Source organism: Pseudarthrobacter sp. AG30 (genome assembly GCF_003116525.1).
In the GTDB taxonomy this organism is placed as follows: Bacteria; Actinomycetota; Actinomycetes; order Actinomycetales; family Micrococcaceae; genus Arthrobacter.
Map to the genome: position 1 here is coordinate 246,405 of NZ_QEHL01000003.1, position 22,077 is coordinate 268,481.

19 protein-coding genes are annotated in these 22,077 nt (G+C 66.7%); 14 read left to right on the forward strand and 5 right to left on the reverse strand.

From position 1 onward, the window contains the following. Positions 1-334 precede the first annotated feature (334 nt). The 5 genes from leuS (at position 335) to holA (ending at position 7,902) form a co-directional block, all read left to right on the forward strand. Entirely contained in the window at positions 335-2,857 is a 2,523-nt protein-coding gene (gene leuS / locus DC347_RS04360; protein ID WP_018761405.1) for a leucine--tRNA ligase, read from the forward strand. Between the two features lie 86 nt (positions 2,858-2,943). Beyond that, a complete protein-coding gene (locus DC347_RS04365; protein ID WP_018761404.1) occupies positions 2,944-3,933 on the forward strand; it encodes a DegV family protein in 990 nt (329 codons plus the stop codon). Positions 3,934-3,981: 48 nt separating this feature from the next. After that, positions 3,982-4,884: a helix-hairpin-helix domain-containing protein gene (locus DC347_RS04370; RefSeq protein WP_240617691.1), complete on the forward strand. Its 903-nt coding sequence runs from the start codon at positions 3,982-3,984 to the stop codon at positions 4,882-4,884. Between the two features lie 538 nt (positions 4,885-5,422). Continuing rightward, positions 5,423-6,952 (forward strand): ComEC/Rec2 family competence protein, encoded by a 1,530-nt coding sequence (locus DC347_RS22095; protein WP_109044558.1) that lies wholly within the window; start codon positions 5,423-5,425, stop codon positions 6,950-6,952. Continuing rightward, complete coding sequence (holA, locus tag DC347_RS04380; RefSeq protein WP_109044559.1) at positions 6,886-7,902, forward strand: DNA polymerase III subunit delta; 1,017 nt, start codon at positions 6,886-6,888, stop codon at positions 7,900-7,902. Before DC347_RS22095 ends, holA begins: the two co-directional genes overlap by 67 nt. A 166-nt stretch (positions 7,903-8,068) precedes the next feature. Here holA and rpsT read toward each other — a convergent pair whose 3' ends face one another. Both rpsT and DC347_RS04390 read right to left on the reverse strand, forming a co-directional pair. Then, positions 8,069-8,329, reverse strand: coding sequence for a 30S ribosomal protein S20 (rpsT, locus tag DC347_RS04385; RefSeq protein ID WP_018761400.1), 261 nt, complete (start codon positions 8,327-8,329; stop codon positions 8,069-8,071). Positions 8,330-8,498: 169 nt separating this feature from the next. Next, positions 8,499-8,990, reverse strand: coding sequence for a type II toxin-antitoxin system PemK/MazF family toxin (locus DC347_RS04390; protein ID WP_018761399.1), 492 nt, complete (start codon positions 8,988-8,990; stop codon positions 8,499-8,501). A gap of 178 nt (positions 8,991-9,168) precedes the next feature. Between DC347_RS04390 and lepA the strand changes: the two genes are divergently transcribed. Together lepA and hemW are read left to right on the forward strand one after the other, a co-directional pair. Then, complete coding sequence (gene lepA, locus DC347_RS04395; protein WP_109044560.1) at positions 9,169-11,025, forward strand: translation elongation factor 4; 1,857 nt, start codon at positions 9,169-9,171, stop codon at positions 11,023-11,025. Positions 11,026-11,050: 25 nt separating this feature from the next. Next, positions 11,051-12,280: a radical SAM family heme chaperone HemW gene (gene hemW, locus DC347_RS04400; protein ID WP_109044561.1), complete on the forward strand. Its 1,230-nt coding sequence runs from the start codon at positions 11,051-11,053 to the stop codon at positions 12,278-12,280. Positions 12,281-12,396: 116 nt separating this feature from the next. On the opposite strand, the gene DC347_RS04405 is transcribed toward hemW, so the two are convergent. Together DC347_RS04405 and DC347_RS04410 are read right to left on the reverse strand one after the other, a co-directional pair. After that, the gene (locus tag DC347_RS04405) at positions 12,397-12,807 is read right to left on the reverse strand and encodes a DUF4870 domain-containing protein (RefSeq protein WP_018761396.1); all 411 of its coding nucleotides are present in this window, start codon (positions 12,805-12,807) and stop codon (positions 12,397-12,399) included. 119 nt (positions 12,808-12,926) lie between these two features. Continuing rightward, the gene (locus DC347_RS04410; protein ID WP_109044562.1) at positions 12,927-13,778 is read right to left on the reverse strand and encodes a DUF3097 domain-containing protein; all 852 of its coding nucleotides are present in this window, start codon (positions 13,776-13,778) and stop codon (positions 12,927-12,929) included. 173 nt (positions 13,779-13,951) lie between these two features. Here DC347_RS04410 and hrcA point away from each other — a divergent pair, with 173 nt between their 5' ends. The 3 genes from hrcA to DC347_RS04425 all read left to right on the forward strand — a co-directional run bounded on the left by hrcA (position 13,952) and on the right by DC347_RS04425 (position 16,956). Continuing rightward, positions 13,952-14,965 carry a heat-inducible transcriptional repressor HrcA gene (gene hrcA / locus DC347_RS04415; RefSeq protein WP_109044563.1) on the forward strand — a complete coding sequence of 338 codons (1,014 nt, stop codon included), beginning with the start codon at positions 13,952-13,954 and terminating at the stop codon, positions 14,963-14,965. Positions 14,966-15,049: 84 nt separating this feature from the next. Further along, positions 15,050-16,177 carry a molecular chaperone DnaJ gene (gene dnaJ / locus DC347_RS04420; RefSeq protein ID WP_109044564.1) on the forward strand — a complete coding sequence of 376 codons (1,128 nt, stop codon included), beginning with the start codon at positions 15,050-15,052 and terminating at the stop codon, positions 16,175-16,177. Between the two features lie 2 nt (positions 16,178-16,179). Further along, entirely contained in the window at positions 16,180-16,956 is a 777-nt protein-coding gene (locus tag DC347_RS04425; protein ID WP_018761392.1) for a 16S rRNA (uracil(1498)-N(3))-methyltransferase, read from the forward strand. Here DC347_RS04425 and DC347_RS04430 read toward each other — a convergent pair. Further along, a complete protein-coding gene (locus DC347_RS04430) occupies positions 16,943-17,863 on the reverse strand; it encodes a GerMN domain-containing protein (RefSeq protein ID WP_109044565.1) in 921 nt (306 codons plus the stop codon). The two genes, DC347_RS04425 and DC347_RS04430, sit on opposite strands and share 14 nt — an antisense overlap. 383 nt (positions 17,864-18,246) lie before the next feature. On the opposite strand from DC347_RS04430, the gene DC347_RS04435 reads away from it, so the two are divergent. The 4 genes from DC347_RS04435 to era are packed head-to-tail and all read left to right on the forward strand — an operon-like array spanning position 18,247 to position 22,076. Next, complete coding sequence (locus DC347_RS04435; protein ID WP_026264475.1) at positions 18,247-19,335, forward strand: PhoH family protein; 1,089 nt, start codon at positions 18,247-18,249, stop codon at positions 19,333-19,335. Then, the gene (gene ybeY, locus DC347_RS04440; protein WP_109044566.1) at positions 19,332-19,805 is read left to right on the forward strand and encodes an rRNA maturation RNase YbeY; all 474 of its coding nucleotides are present in this window, start codon (positions 19,332-19,334) and stop codon (positions 19,803-19,805) included. The genes DC347_RS04435 and ybeY overlap by 4 nt, the downstream gene beginning before the upstream one ends. Continuing rightward, positions 19,802-21,133, forward strand: coding sequence for a hemolysin family protein (locus DC347_RS04445; protein ID WP_018761388.1), 1,332 nt, complete (start codon positions 19,802-19,804; stop codon positions 21,131-21,133). Before ybeY ends, DC347_RS04445 begins: the two co-directional genes overlap by 4 nt. Then, on the forward strand, positions 21,117-22,076 hold the full coding sequence (gene era, locus DC347_RS04450; protein ID WP_018761387.1) for a GTPase Era: 960 nt from the start codon (positions 21,117-21,119) through the stop codon (positions 22,074-22,076). Before DC347_RS04445 ends, era begins: the two co-directional genes overlap by 17 nt. The last annotated feature ends 1 nt before the right edge of the window (position 22,077 follow it).

Below are 22,077 nucleotides of genomic sequence, written 5' to 3' on the forward strand. Positions count from 1 at the left end.
CTGTTGAGGGGGCCCCGCCCGCTTCGCGGACGCCCGAAGCCGCTCCCGGGCCCCCTCAACAGTTCGGCATTTCCGGGCCGGCCGATTCAGCCGCTCGTGGCGACTTACATAACGCTGGCAAGCCGTGCGCTAAAGTGGTGGTATGCGTGCGATCCTCCTTCTTAGCTAGCCGCCCGGCATCCCGGCCAGACTCCCGGATTGTCGAGCGGCAGCCCCTCCGTGTGAGGGGCTTTTGTGTGTCCGGGACGAAGTGCGGGCCCGGAGCAGGGGACCGAAGGATCAGGCGCGACCCGTCCTGATCGGACAAGATCGAAAAGAATAGAAGAGGCCAGCAGTGGGCGTTCAGCCGGAGACAGAGACCGGAACAGCAACAGTATCGGCAGGGCCCGAAGAGGGCACCTACAGTTTCACCGCCATGGAGGCCAAATGGCCTCAGGTGTGGGAGGACCTCAAGGTCTTCACCCCGGTGGACGACGGGTCCCGGGAACGCCGCTACGTGCTTGACATGTTCCCGTACCCCTCGGGCGACCTGCACATGGGTCACGCCGAAGCGTTCGCCATGGGCGATGTGGTGGCCCGCTACCTCCGCCAAAAGGGCTACGACGTCCTGCACCCGATCGGGTGGGACTCGTTCGGCCTGCCCGCGGAGAACGCAGCCATCAAGCGCAACGCCCACCCCAGTGAGTGGACGTACGCCAACATCGACACCCAGGCAGCCTCATTCAAGCGGTACGCGATCTCCGCCGACTGGTCGCGCCGGCTGCATACGTCCGACCCCGAGTATTACCGCTGGACGCAGTGGCTGTTCAAGCGCTTCTACGAGCGCGGCCTGGCCTACCGCAAGGACTCGCCGGTCAACTGGTGCCCCAAGGACCAGACCGTGCTGGCCAACGAACAGGTGGTCAACGGTGCCTGCGAGCGCTGCGGCACCACTGTCACCAAGAAGTCCCTCAACCAGTGGTACTTCAAGATCACCGACTACGCCGACCGGCTGCTGGACGACATGGACGAGCTCCGCGGGCACTGGCCCGAGCGCGTGCTGGCCATGCAGAAGAACTGGATCGGCCGGTCCGAGGGCGCCCACGTCACCTTCGTGATCGAGGCCGACGGCGGCAAGCCCGCCAAGGACGTCACGGTCTTCACCACCCGTCCGGACACGCTGTACGGGGCAACGTTCTTCGTGGTGGCCGCTGACGCGCCGCTCGCCGTCGAACTCGTCACCGACGAACACGCCGCCGCCCTGGAGGACTACCGGGAGAAGGTCAAGGCCCTCTCGGAAATAGAACGGCAGTCAACGGAACGGGAGAAAACCGGTGTCTTCACCGGCCGGTACGCCATCAACCCGCTGAACGGGGAGAAACTCCCGGTCTGGGCCGCCGACTACGTCCTGGCCGACTACGGCACCGGCGCGATCATGGCCGTGCCCGCCCACGACCAGCGCGACCTGGACTTCGCCAAGACCTTTGACCTGCCTGTCCGGGCGGTCCTGGACACCGGCGAGGAGGATCCGGCCGTGTCCGGCACGGCGACTGCCGGCGAGGGCACCCTGATCAATTCCGGGGCCCTGGACGGGCTGCCCAAGGCCGAGGCCATCCCGGCCGCAATCAAGATCCTCGAAGAGCAGGGCACTGGCGAGAAGTTCGTCAACTTCCGGCTCCGCGACTGGCTGCTGAGCCGCCAGCGGTTCTGGGGCACCCCGATCCCCATCATCCACTGCCCGTCCTGCGGGGAAGTGCCCGTTCCGGACGAGCAGCTGCCGGTGACGCTGCCGTCCGACCTCCGTGGCGAGGACCTGTCGCCGAAGGGCACGTCCCCGCTGGCGGCTGCCGAAGCGTGGGTCAATGTCGAGTGCCCCTCCTGCCACGGCCCGGCAAAGCGCGACACGGACACCATGGACACTTTCGTGGACTCGTCCTGGTACTTCCTGCGCTTCGTCTCGCCCCAGTTCACCGAGGGCCCCTTCGACCCGCAGAAGATCAACGACTGGATGCCTGTTGGCCAGTACGTCGGCGGCGTGGAGCACGCCATCCTGCACCTGTTGTATGCCCGGTTCTTCACCAAGGTCATCCACGATCTGGGCATGATCGACGCCGACGAACCGTTCAGTGCCCTCCTCAACCAGGGGCAGGTGCTCAACGGCGGCAAGGCCATGAGCAAGTCCTTGGGCAACGGTGTGGACCTCGGTGAACAGCTGGACAAGTACGGTGTGGACGCCGTCCGCCTGACCATGGTGTTCGCCTCCCCGCCCGAGGACGATGTGGACTGGGCCGACGTGTCGCCGTCGGGTTCGGCCAAGTTCCTGGCCCGCGCCTGGCGCCTCGCACAGGATGTTGCCAGCGACCCCGGGGTGGACGCCGCAGCCGGTGACCGTGCCCTGCGTTCGGTAACGCACCGCACCATTGCCGACGCCGCCGAACTGCTGGATGCCAACAAGTTCAACGTGGTGGTGGCCAAGCTGATGGAACTGGTCAACGCCACCCGCAAGACCATCGATTCCGGGGCCGGCGCCGCGGACCCGGCCGTCCGGGAGGCCGCAGAGGCTGTAGCCGTGATCCTCAGCCTGTTCGCCCCGTACACGGCCGAGGACATGTGGAACCTGCTGGGCCACCCGGCATCGGTGGCCAATGCGGGCTGGCCGGCACACGATCCCGCCCTCCTGGTCCAGGACACGGTCACCGCCGTTGTCCAGGTGCAGGGCAAGGTGCGCGACCGCCTGGAGGTGTCTCCGGACGTTTCCGAGGACCAGTTGCGTGAGCTGGCCCTGGCCTCCGAAAATGTCCAGCGTGCCCTCGACGGCCGCGGCATCCGGACTGTGATTGTCCGTGCGCCTAAGCTGGTCAACATCGTTCCGGCCTGACCGCTGCACCCGCAGTATCCACCGGCCGTCGGATATTTTCCGGCGGTCGGTGCCGCCTGAGCCGGACACCGTATCCAGGAGGCCCCTTGCCTGACAGTAACGCCGCCGCCTGGCCATGGGTACGGTCCCGGCTCTCGGCGCTCAGGCCCTCTGCCCGTCCCGGGACCACGCGGCAGGGCCCCGGCGCCGCGGTCCGCACCGCTGTCGTCACAGACTCTGCAGCCGCCCTGCCGGCCAGCTATCTGGCGGGGCTTCCGCACGACGGAATCCTCACCGTGGTGCCGATGCCCGTCATGGTGGGCGCGGAGATCTATGGCGAAGGCGAAGACGACATCCTGGAAACCATCGCCGTGGCCCTCGCTTCGGGAACCGCCGTCAAAACGTCCCGTCCTTCACCCGGGCAGTTCGAGCAGGCGTACCGCGCAGCCCAACAGCGCGGCTTCGAGGCGGTGGTGTCAGTCCACATCTCCGGTGAACTCTCCGGTACGGCGGACGCCGCAAGGCTCGCTGCGGCACGGGTTGGAATCCCGGTCGAGGTGGTGGACACGGAAACTGTCGGCATGGCCCAGGGAATGGCCGTCCAAGCTGCAGTCGCAGCCGCGGCAGCCGGTGCAGGCTGCGCCGACGTCGCCGCGGCCGCCCACGCCCAGGCAACCCGGACCAGGGTCTACTTCTACGTTCCCAGCCTGGAACAGTTGCGCCGCGGCGGCCGGATCGGCGCCGCAGCGTCGCTGGTGGGCACCATGCTCGCCATCAAACCCATCCTGGCGGTCGACGGCGGCAGGATCGTTCCGCTGGAACGGGTGCGTTCCGCGGCGCGAGCCGTGGCCCGGCTGGAAGAGATCGTTGCGGCAGAAGCGGTGCCCCGCCCGGGAGAAACCGTGCGCCTGGCCGTACACCACTTTGGAAACCAGGCGGAAGCGGACGGCCTGGCCGCCAGGCTGGCAGCGGCTTTGCCCGACTGCCCTCCTGCCCAGATCAGCGCCCTGCCCGCTGTCCTTGCGGCCCACGCCGGGCTCGGAGTGCTTGCCGTCATCGTCGGCAGGGGAACCGGCGGCGCCAGCCTTTCCACATAGGAGCCTCGCTGCCTGTCGACCGGTGGCAGGGATCCCTAGGGTGGAGCTATGTCACGCCGGGATGCTGGAGCAGCAGGTCAGCAGGCGCGGCATGCGAGGGACCGGCTCCAGTCCACGCTGGGCGGGGGACGCCCGGGCCTCCTGCTGGACGGTCCGGGCCCGGGTGGCTTTGAGTACCATGGCCCGGGACAACCGGACGAGGACGGCACGGGGCCCGCCGCGGATGGCAGGAAAGATGCGGGCCTGGGCCTCCGGTGGCGGATGGGACTGCGCGTTGCCGCGCTGCTCACCGCGCTGGCGTTGGCTGCCGGAGCCTGGTTCTGGTGGCAGGCGGGAGCCGGCGCCCCCGAAATCCTGCCACTGGGCGGCACAGGCATTTCCGGCGGCAGCCACGCGTCCTCCAAGGACCCGGTTGCCGGTGCAGCGGAGGGCCGCCCGGACTCGCCAGCGGATTCCGGCCAGGCCCAGGGGGAGCCCGTGTCCGGCGGCGGCCAGGTGGTGGTGCATGTGACCGGGGCCGTGGGCAGCCCCGGGGTCATCCGTTTGCGGCAGGGCAGCCGCGTTGACGACGCCATTGTTGCAGCGGGCGGTCCTGCAGCCGATGCTGACGTGGACCGGCTCAATCTCGCACTTGTCCTGGAAGATGGACAGAAGATCCAGGTCCCGAAGGTGGGGGAGCCGCTTCCGTCCGCCCAAGGGACAGGAAGCGCAGGTGGCCCGGACACCGCCGGTCCGGTTGCCGGATCAGGCCAGCCCGGCGGGAAGATCAACCTCAACACCGCAAGTGTGGCGGAACTGGACACCCTTCCCAAGGTCGGCCCCGTGCTCGCGCAGCGGATCGTCGACTGGCGAAAAGACCATGGCCCCTTCAAGAGTGTTGAGGAACTGGACGCGGTGGATGGCGTCGGGCCCAAGATGCTTGAGTCCCTGCTGCCCCTGGTGACGGTCTGAAATGGCGCCGCGTGGTGGTGACACCGGGCCGGGATTGCCTGAGCAGGACCGCTATGCCCGGGGCCCGCAGCAGAACTCATGGAGCAAATTCGTGGAGTCAGCGGTCCGGGGAGAAGCACCCGGGCGGCCAGGGAACGGGCAGGGTCCGGTACCGTCAAGAACCGCGGGACACTCACGAACGGTTCCGCTTGGTTCACGTCCACGCCGGCTCCTCCAGGGCTGCCTGATATGGTGCGCCGGCTTTGTGCGCAAGCACGCGGCGGAAGCGCCGGACGCCCCGGCAGCCGCGGATTCTCCTGTTACTGCGCCCCGGCGCCGCACCGATCTCCGTCTCGCCCTTCCGGCAGCACTGGTGTGGGGAGGCGCCGTGGCCGGGATCTGGTTGCCGCCTCCGTCCCTGGGCTTGCTGTGCGCCGTCTTGGCGGCCGTTGCGGCAGCGTTCATTTCCGGCGCCGCCAGAGGCAGCCGCCGGGGAACACGTGAACCCGTCCAAGGGCCGCGGGCCACACCAGGCCGGAAGGCCCGGGCCAGGAGTTTCATGGCTGCTGTCGGGGTCTCCCTGATGCTTGCCGCTGCCGCTGCCGCGCAGTCGGCGGCGGGCTCAGCACAGCGCTTCGACGGACCCCTGGCAGAGGCGATCGCAGCAGGCAGGTCGGTCGTGGCCATCGTGGAGGTAGCCGGAAGTCCACGGGCGGTGACGGGACCGGGGGGAGCGGCGGAACGGTGGTCGGTGCCGGTGGTGACCCAGGAAGTCTCGACCGGCGGGGCGCGAATTCGCACGCATGCCCCGCTGGTTGTCATGGGCGGACAGGACTGGGGCTCGTTGGTCCCGGGACAAACGGTGCGTGCGGCCGGCACGTTGCGGCCGGCCGAACCGGGACGCACGGAAGCGGGAAGCCTCGCGGCCTCCACTGCGCCCGCACGGACAACGGCCGGTCCAGTCCTGCAGGAGGCTGCACGTGAGTTTCGGGACCGGTTCGTATCGGCCGCGTCCTTCCTGGAGCCGGACGCCCGCGGTCTCCTGCCGGGAATGGTCACCGGAGACACCAGCGCCCTGGACCAGGGATTGGGGAACGCCATGAAAGCGGTGGGCATGACACACCTGACCGCGGTGAGCGGGGCAAACTGCAGCCTGGTGCTGGGGGCTTTGCTGGTGTTGTGCCGGCGGTTCCGGTTGCCCCGTGCGCCCGCTGCGGGAGTGGCCCTTGCCGGGTTGGCGCTGTTCGTGGTCCTTGTGGGTCCGGATGCCAGCGTCCTGCGTGCGGCCCTGATGGGAGCCATCGGGGTTGCAAGCCTCGCCGGGGGACGCTCGGGACGTGGGCTGAGCTTCCTCTGCCTGGCCGTCATCGGTCTCCTGCTGTCAGATCCAGCACTTGGCAGCAGTTTCGGCTTTCTTCTATCAGTGCTGGCTACGCTGGGCATCATCCTCCTGGGCCGGCCGATCATCGACTGGATTCCCGTGGTGGTGCCGAGGTGGCTGGCTGCTTCGGTAGCCGTCCCGCTGTCCGCCCAGCTGCTGTGCGGGCCCGTCATCGTCCTGTTGCAGCCACAGTTCGCCACATATGCCCTGCCGGCCAACGTAGTGGCCGCGCCCCTGGTTGCGCCTGTGACCCTGCTGGGGACCGCCGCAGTGCCCCTGGTGGCCCTCATTCCTTGCGCCGCCACGGTCCTGATTGCCGTGGCGGGGGCCTTCAGTTCAGGGGTGGCCGCCACCGCGAGGTTCGCGGCGCAGCTGCCCGGGTCCGCTTTGCCATGGCCGGAAGGGGTACCCGGCCTGCTTTCCATGCTGCTGCTGTCGGCCCTTACCTTCGCCGTGGTGTGGGCGGCTGCCCGGCCACGGCACCTCATCCGTCGGATCCAGGAGGCGCACACGGGGACTGAAGCGTTGATCGAACTGCTCGAGATCCGGATGCATCGGGTCCGCGCTGCGGGCAGCTTGGAGCCCGGGCGCGGACATGGCAGGCTGGGATACTGCACCAAAACCTCCGGAAGGGACCTTCGATGGCCGCTGCGCAAAAGCGTGAAACCCGCTCTCCAGCGTCGAACGCTGCCTCCTGGCGGGACGTGACCCCGGCGCAGATCGTGCTGGTCACCGGGCCGGAGGAATACCTTGGCATCCGGGCCATGGACAGGGTCCGGGCGCAAGTCCGGGCGGCGGCGCCGGACGTGGAACTCAGCCGCATTAACGCCGCCGGTTATGAGCCGGGGGCCCTGACCATGCAGGTCAGCCCCTCGCTGTTCGGCGAGAGCAAACTCATTGAAGTCGAATCTGTGGAAGCCATGAACGAAGCCTTCCTGGCCGACGCGCTGGCTTACGTGCAGCACCCCGAGCCGGATGCCGTCGTCGTGCTTCGACACGCCGGCGGCGCCCGCGGAAAAAAGCTGCTCGACGCCGTCAAGAAGGGCGGCTGGCCAGTCGTTGACTGCCAGCCCTTGAAGAAGGACGCTGACAAAATCTCTTTCGTCACCTCGGAATTCAAGGCAGCGGGACGCCGAATCAACCAGGACGCCGTCCAGGCCCTGGTGAACGCCGTGGGTGCAGACCTGTCCGAACTCGCTGCCGCCTGCAGCCAGCTGATCGCTGACGCCACCACTACCGTCACGTCCGAGACTGTGGACCGGTACTACGGAGGGCGCATCGAAGCCACGGCCTTCAAGGTGGCGGACGCCGCCATGGCGGGAAACGCGCCGCTGGCGCTGTCCACCCTCCGCCACGCCCTCGCCACTGGCGCGGATCCGGTACCCCTGGTTGCCGCCCTCGCCGCAAAGCTGCGGACTGTGGCGCGGGTGGCCGGCGCATCAGGATCGTCCGCCCAGATTGCGGCGGAACTCGGAATGCAGCCCTGGCTGGTTGAACAGGCCCAGCGGGACGTCCGCCGCTGGACCCCCGAGGGCCTGGTGCGCTCCATCCAGGCCACGGCAGAGGCTGATGCCCAAGTTAAGGGCCTGTCACGGGATCCGGTTTACGCCGTCGAACATGCCGTGACGGTGATCGCCATGTCGGTCCAGGGCAGGTAACGCCGGCAGACGCGACTGCCGGCGAGGCGCCCGGGGCATCCTGCTGCCGGCGTCCAGGGTCGGCTGCGTATCACTGTGCCCGCTGCCTGGCAGGCCGCCGCTTAAACGCGTGTGGCCGGCACCTTCCGGTACCGGCCACACCATCAGTTCGCGGGAACTGGAAACCTTAGAGTGCGTTGACCTTCTTGGAGATCGCCGACTTGCGGTTCGCTGCGTTGTTCTTGTGCAGAACACCCTTGCTGACAGCCTTGTCCAGCTTACGGCTGGCAGAAACGAGCGCAGTAGTAGCAGCTTCCTTGTCAGCGGACTCAACGGCGGTGTTGACGGCGCGGATGGCCGTCTTCAGCTCAGACTTGACTGCGTTGTTGCGCAGGCGTGCCTTCTCGTTGGTCAGGATGCGCTTCTTCTGGGACTTGATATTCGCCACGTGTGAACTCTCTTTGTAATGCGGAAATGGTCTAGAGGGCTTTCCGGCTGGCCTTGACTGAGCGGCGTGGGGATACCTATGGCGGCCAACCATCAGTGACCGTCGACCTGCACGGACACACAGCAATAAAGAATAGCAGGTCAGGGACGGGACTGGCCATTTCCGGTGCCTATGTCCAACCGTGCCGCCGGCGCAGCCCGGAGGCAACTTTCTCAAAACGCGCCTTGTCCAGGACGGCGCCCTCCCGCCGAACGCTGTCCGGCCTGATTTGCAGGACCCGGTCCAGCCGGACCTCGCTGGCCCTGCCCTGCTTGTCCCAGGCGCCGGAGCCCAGGTCCACGTAGAGGTCGGAGGCCGTACCCGGCGCCACCCGGTCCCTGCTGGTCATCATCAGTCCCAGGAGATATGTCCCGTGATGTCCCACAAGCAGCACGGGGCGGTCCTTGCCCCTGCTGTGGTCCTCCTCGTAAGGGACCCAGGTCCACACCACCTCACCGGGGTCCGGGTCGCCGTCGGGCCGGGGTGCATACCGCACGGCAGACCGGCCGGTGAAGTCACCCGGATAGGCGGACTTGGGAGCACCCTCGACGGGGCCTCGCAACTGCAGCATGCGCAGGCCGCGGCGGACGGCGTTAGCCACGGAGCGGAGGTCGATAGCCATGCTGAAACCCTATCGCCCTGCGCGGCCGGCGGAACGCCCCCACTGTGGCGCGGCAGGATGCGGTGCCGCGGCCCGGGACGTGGGACACTGGGAGTTCAAGATGTGCGGCCATACCGCCCGGCACCTTCGGGGTTGCCTGCCGGCTGGCTGCGAACAATGCCAACAGTAAGGACCCTGCGTGTCTCCCATGGCCCGCACCGCACCGGTGCCCGCCGCGACAGATCCGGCCATTATTCGGAACTTTTGCATCATCGCGCATATTGACCACGGCAAGTCCACGCTGGCTGACCGGATGCTGCAGTCCACCGGGGTTGTCCAGGCGCGCGACATGAAGGCCCAGTACCTGGACCGGATGGACATCGAGCGTGAGCGGGGCATTACCATCAAGTCCCAGGCCGTGCGCATGCCATGGGAAGTGGACGGGGTCAGCTACGCACTGAACATGATCGATACGCCCGGCCACGTGGACTTCACCTATGAGGTCTCCAGATCGCTGGCCGCCTGCGAGGGGGCAATCCTCCTGGTGGACGCAGCGCAGGGTATCGAGGCGCAGACACTGGCAAACCTGTACCTGGCCATGGAGAACAACCTCACCATCATCCCGGTGCTGAACAAGATCGACCTTCCGGCAGCGCAGCCGGAGAAGTACGCAGCCGAACTCGCCAACCTCATCGGCGGCGATCCGGAGGACGTCCTGCGCGTGTCCGGCAAGACCGGCGTCGGTGTGGAGGCGCTCTTGGACAAGATTGTCCGCGACCTCCCCGCCCCGACGGGCGACCCGGATGCGCCGGCCCGTGCCATGATCTTCGATTCCGTCTATGACACCTATCGTGGCGTGGTCACCTACGTCCGCGTTGTGGACGGCATGCTGCACCCCCGTGAGCGCATCCAGATGATGTCCACCCGGGCATCGCACGAGCTGCTGGAAATCGGTGTCAGCTCGCCGGAACCCACGCCGTCAAAGGGCTTGGGCGTCGGTGAAGTGGGTTACCTCATCACCGGCGTTAAGGACGTGCGCCAGTCCAAGGTGGGCGACACCGTCACCAACCTGGCGAAGCCGGCGGCCACGTCACTGCCCGGCTACGCAGACGCCAAGCCCATGGTGTTCTCCGGCCTGTATCCGCTGGACGGCGCCGACTATCCGGTCCTCCGCGACGCCCTCGAAAAACTCATGCTCAACGACGCAGCCCTGGTGTACGAGCCGGAAACCTCCGCAGCCCTTGGCTTCGGTTTCCGTGTCGGTTTCCTGGGCCTGCTCCACCTTGAGATCACCCGTGAACGCCTGGAGCGCGAATATAACCTGGCACTCATCTCCACCGCACCGAACGTTGAGTACGAGGTCACCTTGGAGGACAAGAAGGTGGTCCAGGTGACCAACCCCAGCGAGTACCCCACAGGCAAGGTCGCTGAGGTGCGCGAACCCATGGTGTCCGCCACCATCCTGGCGCCCAACGAATTCGTCGGCGCCATCATGGAACTCTGCCAGGCCCGCCGCGGCGTCCTGGGTGGAATGGACTACCTGTCCGAGGACCGGGTGGAGATCAGGTACCGCCTCCCGCTGGCCGAGATCGTGTTCGACTTCTTCGACATCCTGAAGTCCAAGACCCGCGGCTACGGGTCCCTGGACTGGAAGGCCGACGGCGACCAGGCAGCCGATCTGGTTAAGGTCGACATTATGCTCCAAGGCGAACAGGTGGACGCGTTCAGTGCCATCACGCACAAGGACAAGGCCTATGCCTACGGCGTGATGATGACCGGCAAGCTGCGGGAACTCATCCCGCGGCAGCAGTTCGAGGTGCCCATCCAGGCGGCCATCGGCTCCAGGATCATCGCCCGTGAAAGCATCCGCGCCATCCGCAAGGACGTCCTGGCCAAGTGCTACGGCGGCGACATCTCCCGTAAGCGCAAGCTGCTGGAGAAGCAAAAGGAAGGCAAGAAGCGCATGAAGATGGTGGGCACGGTGGAAGTTCCGCAGGAAGCGTTCATCGCGGCCCTCACCACGGACGATTCAAAGGACAAGGCCAAGAAGAAGTGACCAGCGCGCAGCGGGGGACCCGCTGATGCCCAGCGTCCTTCCCCTTGGCGACCCGGCGCCGTCGGACGGTCTGCTGCCTGCGCAGGCAGCAGAGGGTGCGGCGGCCCGGGCCTTCGGCTTGTACGTCCACATCCCGTTCTGTGCCGTGCGCTGCGGGTACTGCGACTTCAACACATATACGGCAACTGAACTCGGCGGCGGCGCTTCCCAGGATGCCTACGCGGGCACGGCCGTCTCGGAAGTGGGGCTGGCCGCGGAGGTACTGCAGCGTTCAGGCGTCCCGGCACGCAAGCTCAGCACCGTTTTCTTCGGCGGCGGCACGCCTACGCTCCTGCCGGCCGATGACCTCGCCATGATCCTTCGTTCCGCCATCGACCAGTGGGGAATGGAGGAGGGCGCGGAAGTCACCACGGAGGCCAATCCCGACTCGGTCACGCCCGAATCCCTCGCGATCCTCAAGGAAGCCGGTTTCACCCGGGTGTCGTTCGGCATGCAATCCGCTGTCCCGCACGTCTTGAAGGTCCTGGACCGCACCCACACCCCGAGCCGGGTTCCGCAGGTGGTCCGGTGGGCCCGGGAGGCGGGACTTGCCGTCAGCCTGGACCTGATATACGGCACGCCCGGTGAATCCCTTGCCGACTGGCGGTACTCCCTCGAAACAGCCTTGTCCTACGAGCCCGACCACATCAGCGCCTATGCGCTGATCGTCGAGGAGGGCACCAAGCTCGCCGCACAGATGCGGCGCGGCGAGGTCCCCGGAATCGACGACGACGACCACGCCGACAAGTACGAGCTCGCCGACCAGCTGATCACCGAAGCCGGGCTGGGCTGGTACGAGGTCAGCAATTGGGCCCGGACCCCGGACCAGGCCTGCCGGCACAACCTGGCCTACTGGCGGGGCGACGACTGGTGGGGGATAGGGCCTGGCGCACACTCACACGTGGGCGGCGTGCGCTGGTGGAACGTCAAGCACCCTGTGGCCTACGCCAACCGGCTCGCGCAGGGCTATTCGCCGGCTGCGGGCCGCGAAACCCTGGATTCGGACACCAGGCGACTGGAGCGGGTGATGCTTGAGGCGCGGCTGCAGTCAGGGCTCGACGTCTCGACGCTCAGCACCTTGGGCCGCCATGAGGTGGCGGCCCTGATCGCGGACGAACTGGTGGAACCGGCCGCGGCGTTCCACGGACGGCTGGTCCTCACCCTGAAGGGCCGGCTCCTGGCGGACGCCGTGGTCCGTAGGATCCTGCCCGACTAACCGCAGCACGAACCCGGCGGGGCTTGTGGGGGCTTGATTGCGCTGGGAGCCGCTGGGTGGGCCCACAGCGGCGAGGGCCCCGGCCTGAGCTTGCGAGGGCTGGGAGCCGCTGGGGACTATTTGATCCAGCGCAGGTTGTACGGGTAGCGGTGCGGCTGGCCCCGGTTGACGTGGATCCCTGCGGCCACCGAGAAGCAGGTTAGCGCCACCCAGATCAGCGTGGCGATAACGGCGAAGATGTTGCCCACGTAGGGAATGAACACCAGGATGTTGGCCAGGACCGCGGCGATGGTGGGCGGCAGGCTGAAGTTCAGCGCTTCCTTCGACTCCTGCGCGGTGAACGGTCCGCGGTCCCGGAAGATCAGGTAGATCAGCAGGGACGGAATGCACCCCAGGATCCCGCCGAAGTGGGCCAGCGTGGCCCATTGGCGGTCTTCGCTGGCCGTGAGCGGCAGCGCATTGGCGGGGACGCCATGGTACTCGGAACGGCCTTGGCCATCCCTGTGATCACGTGCGTTTTCTGCCACAGTCTGTTTTCCTTCTGGGGTGCAAGTGGTGCTGACGACTAATAAGGACTCGGTGCCATGCTGTGAAAAGCAAGGCATCGCAGTATCCAGAATACTGGGTCGCGGGGCGGGAGCGGCTTTCAGGGCACGGTGAGGAAGTCGATCACTTCCTCAACCCGCCCCAGCAGCGACGGTTCCAGGTCGGCGTACGTGCGGACGGCGCCGAGGAGCTTTTGCCACCCCAGCCCGATATCTTCCTTCGAGGAGTGGGGCCAGCCAAAGGCCTTCAGGATGCCGGTCTTCCAGTCCTGGCCGCGGGGAATCGCCGGCCATTGCTGGATGCCCAGCACCGCGGGGCGGATGGCCTGCCACACGTCCACGTAGGGGTGGCCGACGATCAGGACATTTCCGGCGGCACCAGGGGAGGCCATCACAGCCTCGGCGATGCGCGATTCCTTTGAATCGGGCACCAGGTGGTCCACGAGGACCCCGAGGCGGCGCCCAGGTCCCGGCCTGAAGTCCGCCACGGCGGCCGTGAGGTCGTCGATGCCGTGCAGGGGTTCGACGACGATGCCTTCCACCCGAAGGTCGTCTCCCCACACCTTCTCCACCAGTTCAGCGTCATGCTTGCCTTCCACCCAGATCCGGCTCGCCTTTGCGACCTGGGCGCGCTGCCCTGCCACCCGAACCGACCCGGACGCGGTCCGCCCTGCGGCGGGACCGGCCCCAGCGCGGGCGGGCGCCGGCGGCATCAGGCGGATCGGCTGTCCTTCCAGGAGGAAGCCGAAGCCCAGCCGGAAGGACCGCGATTTTCCGCGCCGGTCCTCGAGGGCAACCACGTGCATTCCGCCGGACTTCTCCACCCGGGTGACAGCCCCAACCCAGCCGGACTGGACTTCCTCAAGCACCATGCCGCGCTCCACGGGAACCTCCGGCAGTTCGGTCCGGGCAGGGGCGGAAATCCCGCGGGGGCCCCAGTTCTGGTAGTCCATGGATTCGATCCGCCTCGCATTAGGTCCTCACCCCCGGAGTTTCGCCCGGAGCGGTACCAATGCTAACAACGGGCCGAGGCATAATAGACTGTTAGCACTGAGGCATGTCGAGTGCTAACCCCTGGGCGGCACCGGACGGGGCACGCGCCCCGGACCGTGGATGGAGGTGGAGAGTGAGCGAGCCACGCAAACTGGAAGTGCTGCGGGCGATCGTGGAGGACTACGTCCACTCCCGCGAGCCGGTCGGCTCAAAAGCGCTGGTGGAGCGCCATCATCTCGGTGTGTCCAGCGCCACGATCCGCAACGACATGGCGGCGCTGGAGGATGAGGGCCTGATCACCGCGCCGCACACCAGCGCAGGGCGGATACCCACGGACAAGGGCTACCGCCTGTTCGTGGACCAGATCTCGGCGGTCAAGCCCCTGTCGGCCGCAGAGCGGCGGGCCATCCAATCACTCCTGGAAGGAGCGGACGACCTCGACGACGTCCTGGACCGCACGGTCCGCCTCCTGTCCCAGCTGACCAACCAGGTGGCCGTGGTCCAGTACCCGCACTTGAGCAGGGCCCTGGTCCGCCACATCGAATTCGTGCTGCTGGCACCGCGCAAAGTACTGGTGGTGCTGATTGCCAACAGCGGCAAAGTCGAGCAGCGCGTGATCGACGTCGGCCAGGACCTCGGTGACGAGGCGCTGGCGGAGTTGCGGACCCGGTTCCTCGGGGCCTTGGGCGGCACGTCGCTGAGCCACCTCGCGCAGGCCTTGCCCGCCGTCGTCGCCGCCGCGCCGCACCCTCAGCGCCAGGCCGCGCACGCACTCGCGCTTGGGCTGGAGGTTTTGGCCCAGAGCAGCCGGGAAGACCGGATGGTCATGGCCGGAACGGCCAACCTGGCCCGGTCCAACGTAGACTTTCCACTCAGCATCGGCCCGGTGCTCGAAGCACTCGAGGAGCAGGTGGTGATGCTGCGGTTGCTGAGCGAAATGGCACAGGACCACCGTGGCGTGGCCGTCAGCATCGGACGGGAGAACCCTTACGACGGCCTCGCGGAGGCATCGGTGGTGGCCACAGGCTACGGCCCTGACAGCGCCGCGAAGGTAGGGATCCTTGGCCCCACACGGATGGACTACCCCACCACCATGGCCGCCGTCAGGGCCGTGGCCCGCTACCTTTCCAGGATTTTGGGGCCCTGATCCTCCGTTGCCGGACCACGTCCGGCAACGGGACCGGACACCGGGCCCAACGGCACGCAGTACAACAAGGAAGAGATACGAACTTTGAGCAGCCACTATGACGTCCTTGGAGTCTCCCCCGAAGCTACGGGCGAAGAGATCAAAAAGGCCTACCGCAAACTGGCCCGCACCCTCCACCCGGACGTAAACCCCGGGGCGGACGCGTCGGAACGCTTCAAGGCAGTCACTCACGCCTACGAGGTCCTCTCCGACCCCCAGAAGCGCCGCATCTACGACACCACCGGCAATGAGAACGGAACGGACAACGGCTTCGGCGGTGCGGGCTACGCGGGCCAAGGGTTCGCGTTCCAGGACATCTTCGACACCTTCTTCGGCGCCGGCGGCACGTCCGGTCCGGCGTCCCGGGTGCGAAGGGGCCAGGACGCGCTCATCAGCGTCCGGATCGACCTCCGCGACGCCGTCTTTGGCGTCAACAAGAAGCTCGAAGTGGACACCGCCGTCGTCTGCCCCACCTGCGACGGATCGTGCTGCCGCCCCGGCACACACCCCGAGCGCTGCGATATCTGCGGCGGCAGCGGCCAGGTCCAGCGTGCCGTCCGCTCCATTCTTGGCCAGGTCATGACGGCGGCCCCCTGCGGCACCTGCGAAGGCTTCGGCACGGTCATCAAGGATCCCTGCAACGAATGCAGCGGCCAGGGCCGCATCCGCAGCCGCCGCTCACTGACCATCAAGGTTCCTGCCGGTGTTGCCACCGGAACCCGCATCCAGCTCTCCGGGCAAGGCGAAGCCGGCCCCGCCGGTGGCCCCGCAGGCGACCTCTACGTGGAGATCCGGGTCAACAACGACGCCACCTATGTCCGCGAAGGCGATGACCTGCACGCCACTTTGCACATCCCCATGACAGCGGCTGCCCTCGGCACGGACGTCAGCCTGGAAACCTTCGACGGCAGCCAGGAGATCGACGTCAAGCCCGGCACCCAGTCCGGCGAGGTCATTACCCTCCGCGGTCTGGGCGTCACCCACCTGAGGGGCTACGGGCGCGGAGACCTGAAGGTCCACCTCCAAGTGGACACTCCCGCCAAACTCGACGCCGCGCAAGAGGACCTGCTGCGCCAGCTGGCCAAGCTCCGTGGGGAACAGATCACCGAGGGTAAGCTCGCTGCCAGCGGCGGGATGTTCGCCAAGCTCCGGGACCGGCTCGGTAACCTGTAGCGGTGAGCAACCCCGTATTCTTTGCCAGCCCCGGCTCGCTGGACGGCCTGGCGCCCGGCCAGGTCTTTGTCCTGGAAGGCCCTGAAGCCCGGCACGCAGTCACCGTGAAGCGCTTGTCGCCGGGGGAGGCCGTGGACATCGTGGACGGCGCCGGCGCCCGCATGACCGGCAAGGTGGCATCAGCATCGTCCTCCGCGCTGGAAGTGGAGTGCGGGACCGTGGTGGCCGAAGACAGGCCCGAGGTCCGGTTGGTGCTGGCGCAAGCGCTGGCCAAGGGCGACAGGGACGAACTGGCCATTGAGACGGCAACGGAACTGGGCATCGATGCCGTCATACCCTGGCAGTCGGAACGGTCCATCGTCCGCTGGAAGGGGGACCGGGCCGCCAAGGCCCATGCCAAGTGGCAGTCGGCCGTTGCCGCTGCCGCCAAGCAGGCCCGCCGCGCCTGGATTCCCGAGGTACGGGACGCCGTTGAAACGTCCGGGCTCTGCAACGCCGTGGCCGCCGCGGACCTGGCCGTGATCTTGCACGAAGACGCTGTCAGGCCCCTGCGCACCGTCCTGGAAGGATGGCAGGGGAGCGCGGGCACCGGGCCCCGCGAGATCCTGCTGATTGTTGGCCCCGAAGGCGGCATCAGTCCCCGCGAGGTGACGAAGCTCTGTGACAACGGCGCGGTGACGGCCCTGCTGGGGCACCACGTCCTGCGGTCCTCCACTGCCGGCCCGGCCGCCGTCGTGCTGGCCAGCGATATCCTGGGACGCTGGGCTACCGCACCCTAAAGGACCGGGTGTCCTCGTTCCGGTCCGGTTCTCCACCGGATCCGGCCTGCGCCACGTGGAGTTCATAGTCACCGGCCGGCAGGTTAAGGGCCAGTGTGAAGACCCCCGCCTGGCCCTGCTCCGCGGCCGCCGTCGTTTCGCCGCTCAGGAAAGGCGTCTTGCCGCCACCGTTGTCCGCAACCTGCAGGATTTGCCAGTGGAGCTTGGCTCCCGGCGACGTGCTGCGGCCCGTGATCTTCACGCTTCCTGCCGGGACTTCGGTATTTTCCTGCGGATCAATGATCCAGACCGGCGCCACCAGGCCGGCAGCACGGGTCATCAGGGCGCCCAGCTGGACCTTCCCGAAAGCGACGTAGTCGGTGTGCCCGTCCACGAGGATCCGGACCCGGACCTGCTGGCTGGTGTCGATCAGCCCCGAACTGGCGGCCGCCGCGGTGGCCGTATAAATCAGTTGCTGGATGGCGCGGGCAGCCATGTCGGCGTCGAGGTTGCTGTTGAACGCGTCAGCCGAAACGTCCACCGTAATGACGTCTTTGCCTGAAATCGAGGTGGCCAACTTATCCGGATTCTGCCATGGCGTGAAGAAATCGGGGTCGAGCGGCTTCTCCGACATCATGGCCCGCAACGCACGCGTTACCGGGTTGTCCTGCTCCGGGACATCGCGGAATTCGCGGTACAGGAAAATGTTGCCGCCGCTGCGGCCGATCCAGTACACGGGCGCCTTGTTGGAGGATTGGGTGGTCTCCAGCGGAGCGCTGGTGGACGGTGCGTCCGGCATGGTCCCGCCGGACGCCGGGACCGAGGCGAGGGTGCCGGTGGGCGATGGGCCGCCCTCAGCGGTGCAGCCTGCCAGTATGGGAACGAGCACCAGGACGCCTGCCAGGACCGCCGGGCGCAAGGGGCCCATCGTTCGGCCTGCCCTTTTGGGCACAGAGGTATCCGGCACTGTCCTGCCCTTGTCCTTTCGTGGCGTGGCGGGCCGATCCCCTGACGGCCTGGAGTCCCAGCAGTTGCTGGATTTCCAGCATTGCACAGCGGTGCAGCCCAGCAGCGGTTCTGTGGCCCTCACGCCCCAACTGCAACGGGAACGATATGAGGCCGATATGAAGTTGATACCAAACGGCCGCGCCTGTGTGATGGGCAGCAGCCCGCCGTGCCCGCAGACGCCTGCTGCTGGCGTAAGATGATGGGATCGCTGGGCAAGGAGCACCGTGCAACGGGCGCCCCTTTCCGGCACGGAAAATTGGATTGAAGAACTTCGAGGGGACCACAGGCCTGCGGGCCAGCACCATGACTGAATCAGCGAATGGTAAGCGCCGGCTCAACACAGGCGACGGCAGCCCGGGGGAGTTTCCCCACTCACTGCCGGGCACCAGGACCGAAGTTGTCCTGTTTGAGAATTCGGACCAGATGGTTCAATCACTTGGCAGCCACGATGAGGCGTTGCGGTTCATCGAAGTCCAGTTCCCGGACGTCAACTTCCACGTGCGCGGCAACGAGCTCTCCATCAGCGGTCCGGCCAGCGACGTCCCCCGGATCATGCGGCTCCTCCAGGAGGTCCGTGGCCTCGTGGCCCGCGGCACGGTGATCACCCCTGCTGTGCTGCAGCAGCTCGTGGCGCTCCTGCGCACCCAGTCACTGCAGAACCCGGTGGACGTCCTCACCCATGACATCCTCTCCAGCCGCGGCAGGACCATCCGGCCCAAAACGCTGAACCAGAAGAACTACGTCGACGCGATCGACGCCAATACGGTGATTTTCGGGATCGGGCCCGCAGGCACCGGCAAGACCTACCTGGCCATGGCCAAAGCCGTCCAGGCCCTGCAGCAAAAAGAGGTCAGCCGCATCATCCTCACCCGCCCTGCGGTGGAGGCAGGGGAACGCCTTGGCTTCTTGCCCGGAACGCTGAGCGACAAGATCGACCCGTACCTTCGGCCGCTTTACGATGCGTTGCACGACATGATGGATCCCGAGTCCATCCCTCGGCTGATGGCCGCCGGGACCATCGAGGTGGCACCACTGGCTTACATGCGCGGCCGGACACTCAACGACGCCTTCATCATCCTCGACGAGGCGCAAAACACCACGCCGGAACAGATGAAGATGTTCCTCACCCGTCTCGGGTTCGGCTCCAAGATGGTGGTCACCGGAGACGTCACCCAGGTGGACCTGCCGTTTGGAACGCGTTCGGGGCTGCGGATCGTGGAGGAAATCCTGCAGGGCATCGAGGACGTGAACTTCTCCGTCCTTGACGCCGCGGACGTGGTCCGTCACCGCTTGGTCGGCGACATCGTCAACGCCTACAGCGTCTGGGACGAAGCCCAGCGGAACCGCGTCAAGCACTCAGTCAACAGGGAAAAGCGGGGGGAACACGCGTGAGCATCGAGGTGAACAACGAGTCCGGCGTCCACGTCGAAGAAGCCGAACTCGTTGCACTATCGCGGTACATCTTTGAACAGCTCTACATCCATCCCCAGGCCGAGCTGTCCATCCTCCTGGTGGACGAACCGGCCATGGAAAAGCTGCACATTGAACTGATGGACGAACCTGGCGCCACGGATGTGCTCTCGGTCCCCATGGACGAACTCACGCCCGGAACCCCGGGTCGGCCCACGCCCCAGGGCATGCTGGGCGATATCGCAATTTGCCCGCAGGTGGCGAAGGTCCAGGCCAGGAACGCCGGCCACTCGCTGCAGGACGAAATGCTGCTCCTGGCCACCCACGGAATCCTCCACCTGCTGGGCTACGACCATGCGGAACCGGAGGAAAAAGCGGAGATGTTCGGCCTGCAGCGCGAACTCCTGACCGGATTCACCGGCAAAGAAGCACCCGCCGAGACGACCCAGTGACGCAACTGCTCCTCGTCGCGGTGGCACTGGTCTTCCTTGCCGTCGCGGCACTGCTGACAGCGGCCGAAGCCGCCTTCAGTTTCCTTCCCCGGCACGACGCGGAAGCGGCACTGCACAAAAGCCGCGGCACGGCCATGCGCCGCATCCTCGCGGAGCCGGTGGCACACACCCGGGCCCTCCGGTTCTGGCGTGTCTGGTTCGAGATGGCCTCGGCCGTGGCAGTGGCCGTCCTGGTGGCCAGCCTCCTGGACAACGTCTGGCTGGCAGGCCTCGTAGCCACCGGCATCATGGCCGTTCTCGGGTTCGTGATCGTAGGTGTCTCACCCCGACAGCTCGGGAGACTGCACTCCACGACCGTGGTGCGGTTCACCGCCCCGATGGTCCGTTTCCTCACCAGTGTGCTGGGCCCCATTCCCGGCTGGCTCGTGGCCCTCGGCAGTTCCGCCGCCCCGGGAGCCCCGGGCGGGGACGACGCATTCTTCAGTGAGCAGGAATTCCGTGAGCTCTTGGACCGGGCCAGTGAATCGGACATGATCGAGGACACCGAGGCGGAGATGATCCAGTCGGTCTTCGACTTCGGCGACACCCTGGTCAGGGCCGTGATGGTGCCGCGGACCGACATTGTCAGCATCGACGCCGGTTCCAGCCTTCACCAAGCGATGTCACTGTTCCTCCGCTCCGGATATTCACGGATCCCGGTGATCAGCGAAAACACCGACCACATCCTGGGCATCATCTACCTCAAGGACGTCGCCGCGGTCATCCACCAGCTGGAAACCGGTGAGGAGCCACCCGTCGTTGAGGCGTTGGCCCGGGAAGTGCGCTACGTGCCCGAGTCCAAACCCGTCAGTGACCTCCTGCGCGAATTGCAGAAGGAATCCACCCACGTGGCAATCGTGATCGACGAGTACGGCGGTACCGCAGGCCTCGTCACGCTGGAAGACCTGATCGAGGAAATCGTCGGCGAGATCGTGGACGAATACGACACCGAAAGTGCCGAGGCTGTGGCGCTGGGTGACGGCTCCTACCGGGTCAGCGCCAGGATGGGCATCGACGATCTCGGCGAACTTTTCGACCTGGAGCTCGACGACGACGAGGTGGACACCGTCGGTGGCTTGCTGGCCAAGGCACTTGGCCGGGTCCCGATCGTGGGCAGCAGCGTGGAAGTACAGGGAGTGTCCCTTCGCGCGGAGCGGCTGGAAGGCCGGCGCAACAGGGTCAGCCACATCATTGCGGCGCCCGTACCAAGAGTAGAGACTGACTTTGAAGGCCTCCTGGAAGAGGCCGAAACAACCCAGCAGGGAGTTCCACGTGAGCAAGAAAAATAAGGACGCGGCGCCGGACGATTTCGGCGGCTTCCGCGCAGGGTTTTCGATCCTCGTCGGCAGGCCGAACGCGGGCAAGTCCACCCTGACCAACGCGCTGGTGGGCAAGAAGGTGGCCATCACCTCGGCCAAACCGCAGACCACGCGGCACACCATCAGGGGCATCGTCCACCGTGAAGACGCCCAGCTGATCCTTGTGGACACCCCTGGACTGCACCGGCCACGCACCCTGCTGGGCAAGCGCCTCAACGACCTCGTCGCCGACACCCTGTCCGAAGTTGACGCCATCGGATTCTGCCTGCCGGCCAACGAGAAGATCGGCCCCGGTGACAAGTTCATCGCCACACAGCTTGCCGCCGTCGGGCGCAAACCCGTCATCGCCATCGTCACCAAGGCTGACCTGGTGGACAAGCAGGCTCTGACTGAGCAGCTCCTCGCCGTTGCGGCCCTGGGCCGCGAGGTGATGGGGGAGGACGGCTGGAAAGACATCGTGCCCGTCTCAGCCGCTGACGGTTTCCAGGTGGAAACCGTGGCCGACGTGCTGATCAGCCACATGCCGCCGTCGCCTCCGCTGTACCCGGACGGTGAGCTCACGGACGAGCCCGAGGCCGTCATGGTGGCCGAACTGATCCGCGAGGCGGCGCTGGAAGGCGTCCGGGATGAGCTTCCACACTCCCTGGCTGTCGTCGTCGAGGAGATCGTCCCCCGGGAAGACCGTCCCGATGACAACCCGCTGCTGGACGTCCGGGTCAACCTATACGTGGAACGGCCCTCGCAGAAGGCCATCATTATCGGCAAGGGCGGCAGCCGATTGCGTGAAGTGGGCACCAACGCCCGAAAGGGTATCGAAGCGCTCCTGGGAACCCGCATCTACCTCGACCTCCATGTCAAGGTAGCCAAGGACTGGCAGCGCGACCCGAAGCAACTGGTCAAACTGGGTTTCTGAG

Excerpts from the sequence above, each read along its gene's own strand:
- DC347_RS04370 (WP_240617691.1), top strand. The coding sequence starts at position 3,982 with ATGTCACGCCGGGATGCTGGAGCAGCAGGTCAGCAGGCGCGGCATGCG.
- DC347_RS22095 (WP_109044558.1), top strand. The coding sequence starts at position 5,423 with ATGGCTGCTGTCGGGGTCTCCCTGATGCTTGCCGCTGCCGCTGCCGCG.
- holA (WP_109044559.1), top strand. The coding sequence starts at position 6,886 with ATGGCCGCTGCGCAAAAGCGTGAAACCCGCTCTCCAGCGTCGAACGCT.
- DC347_RS04390 (WP_018761399.1), bottom strand. The coding sequence starts at position 8,990 with ATGGCTATCGACCTCCGCTCCGTGGCTAACGCCGTCCGCCGCGGCCTG.
- hemW (WP_109044561.1), top strand. The coding sequence starts at position 11,051 with ATGCCCAGCGTCCTTCCCCTTGGCGACCCGGCGCCGTCGGACGGTCTG.
- DC347_RS04410 (WP_109044562.1), bottom strand. The coding sequence starts at position 13,778 with ATGGACTACCAGAACTGGGGCCCCCGCGGGATTTCCGCCCCTGCCCGG.
- DC347_RS04430 (WP_109044565.1), bottom strand. The coding sequence starts at position 17,863 with ATGGGCCCCTTGCGCCCGGCGGTCCTGGCAGGCGTCCTGGTGCTCGTT.
- DC347_RS04435 (WP_026264475.1), top strand. The coding sequence starts at position 18,247 with ATGACTGAATCAGCGAATGGTAAGCGCCGGCTCAACACAGGCGACGGC.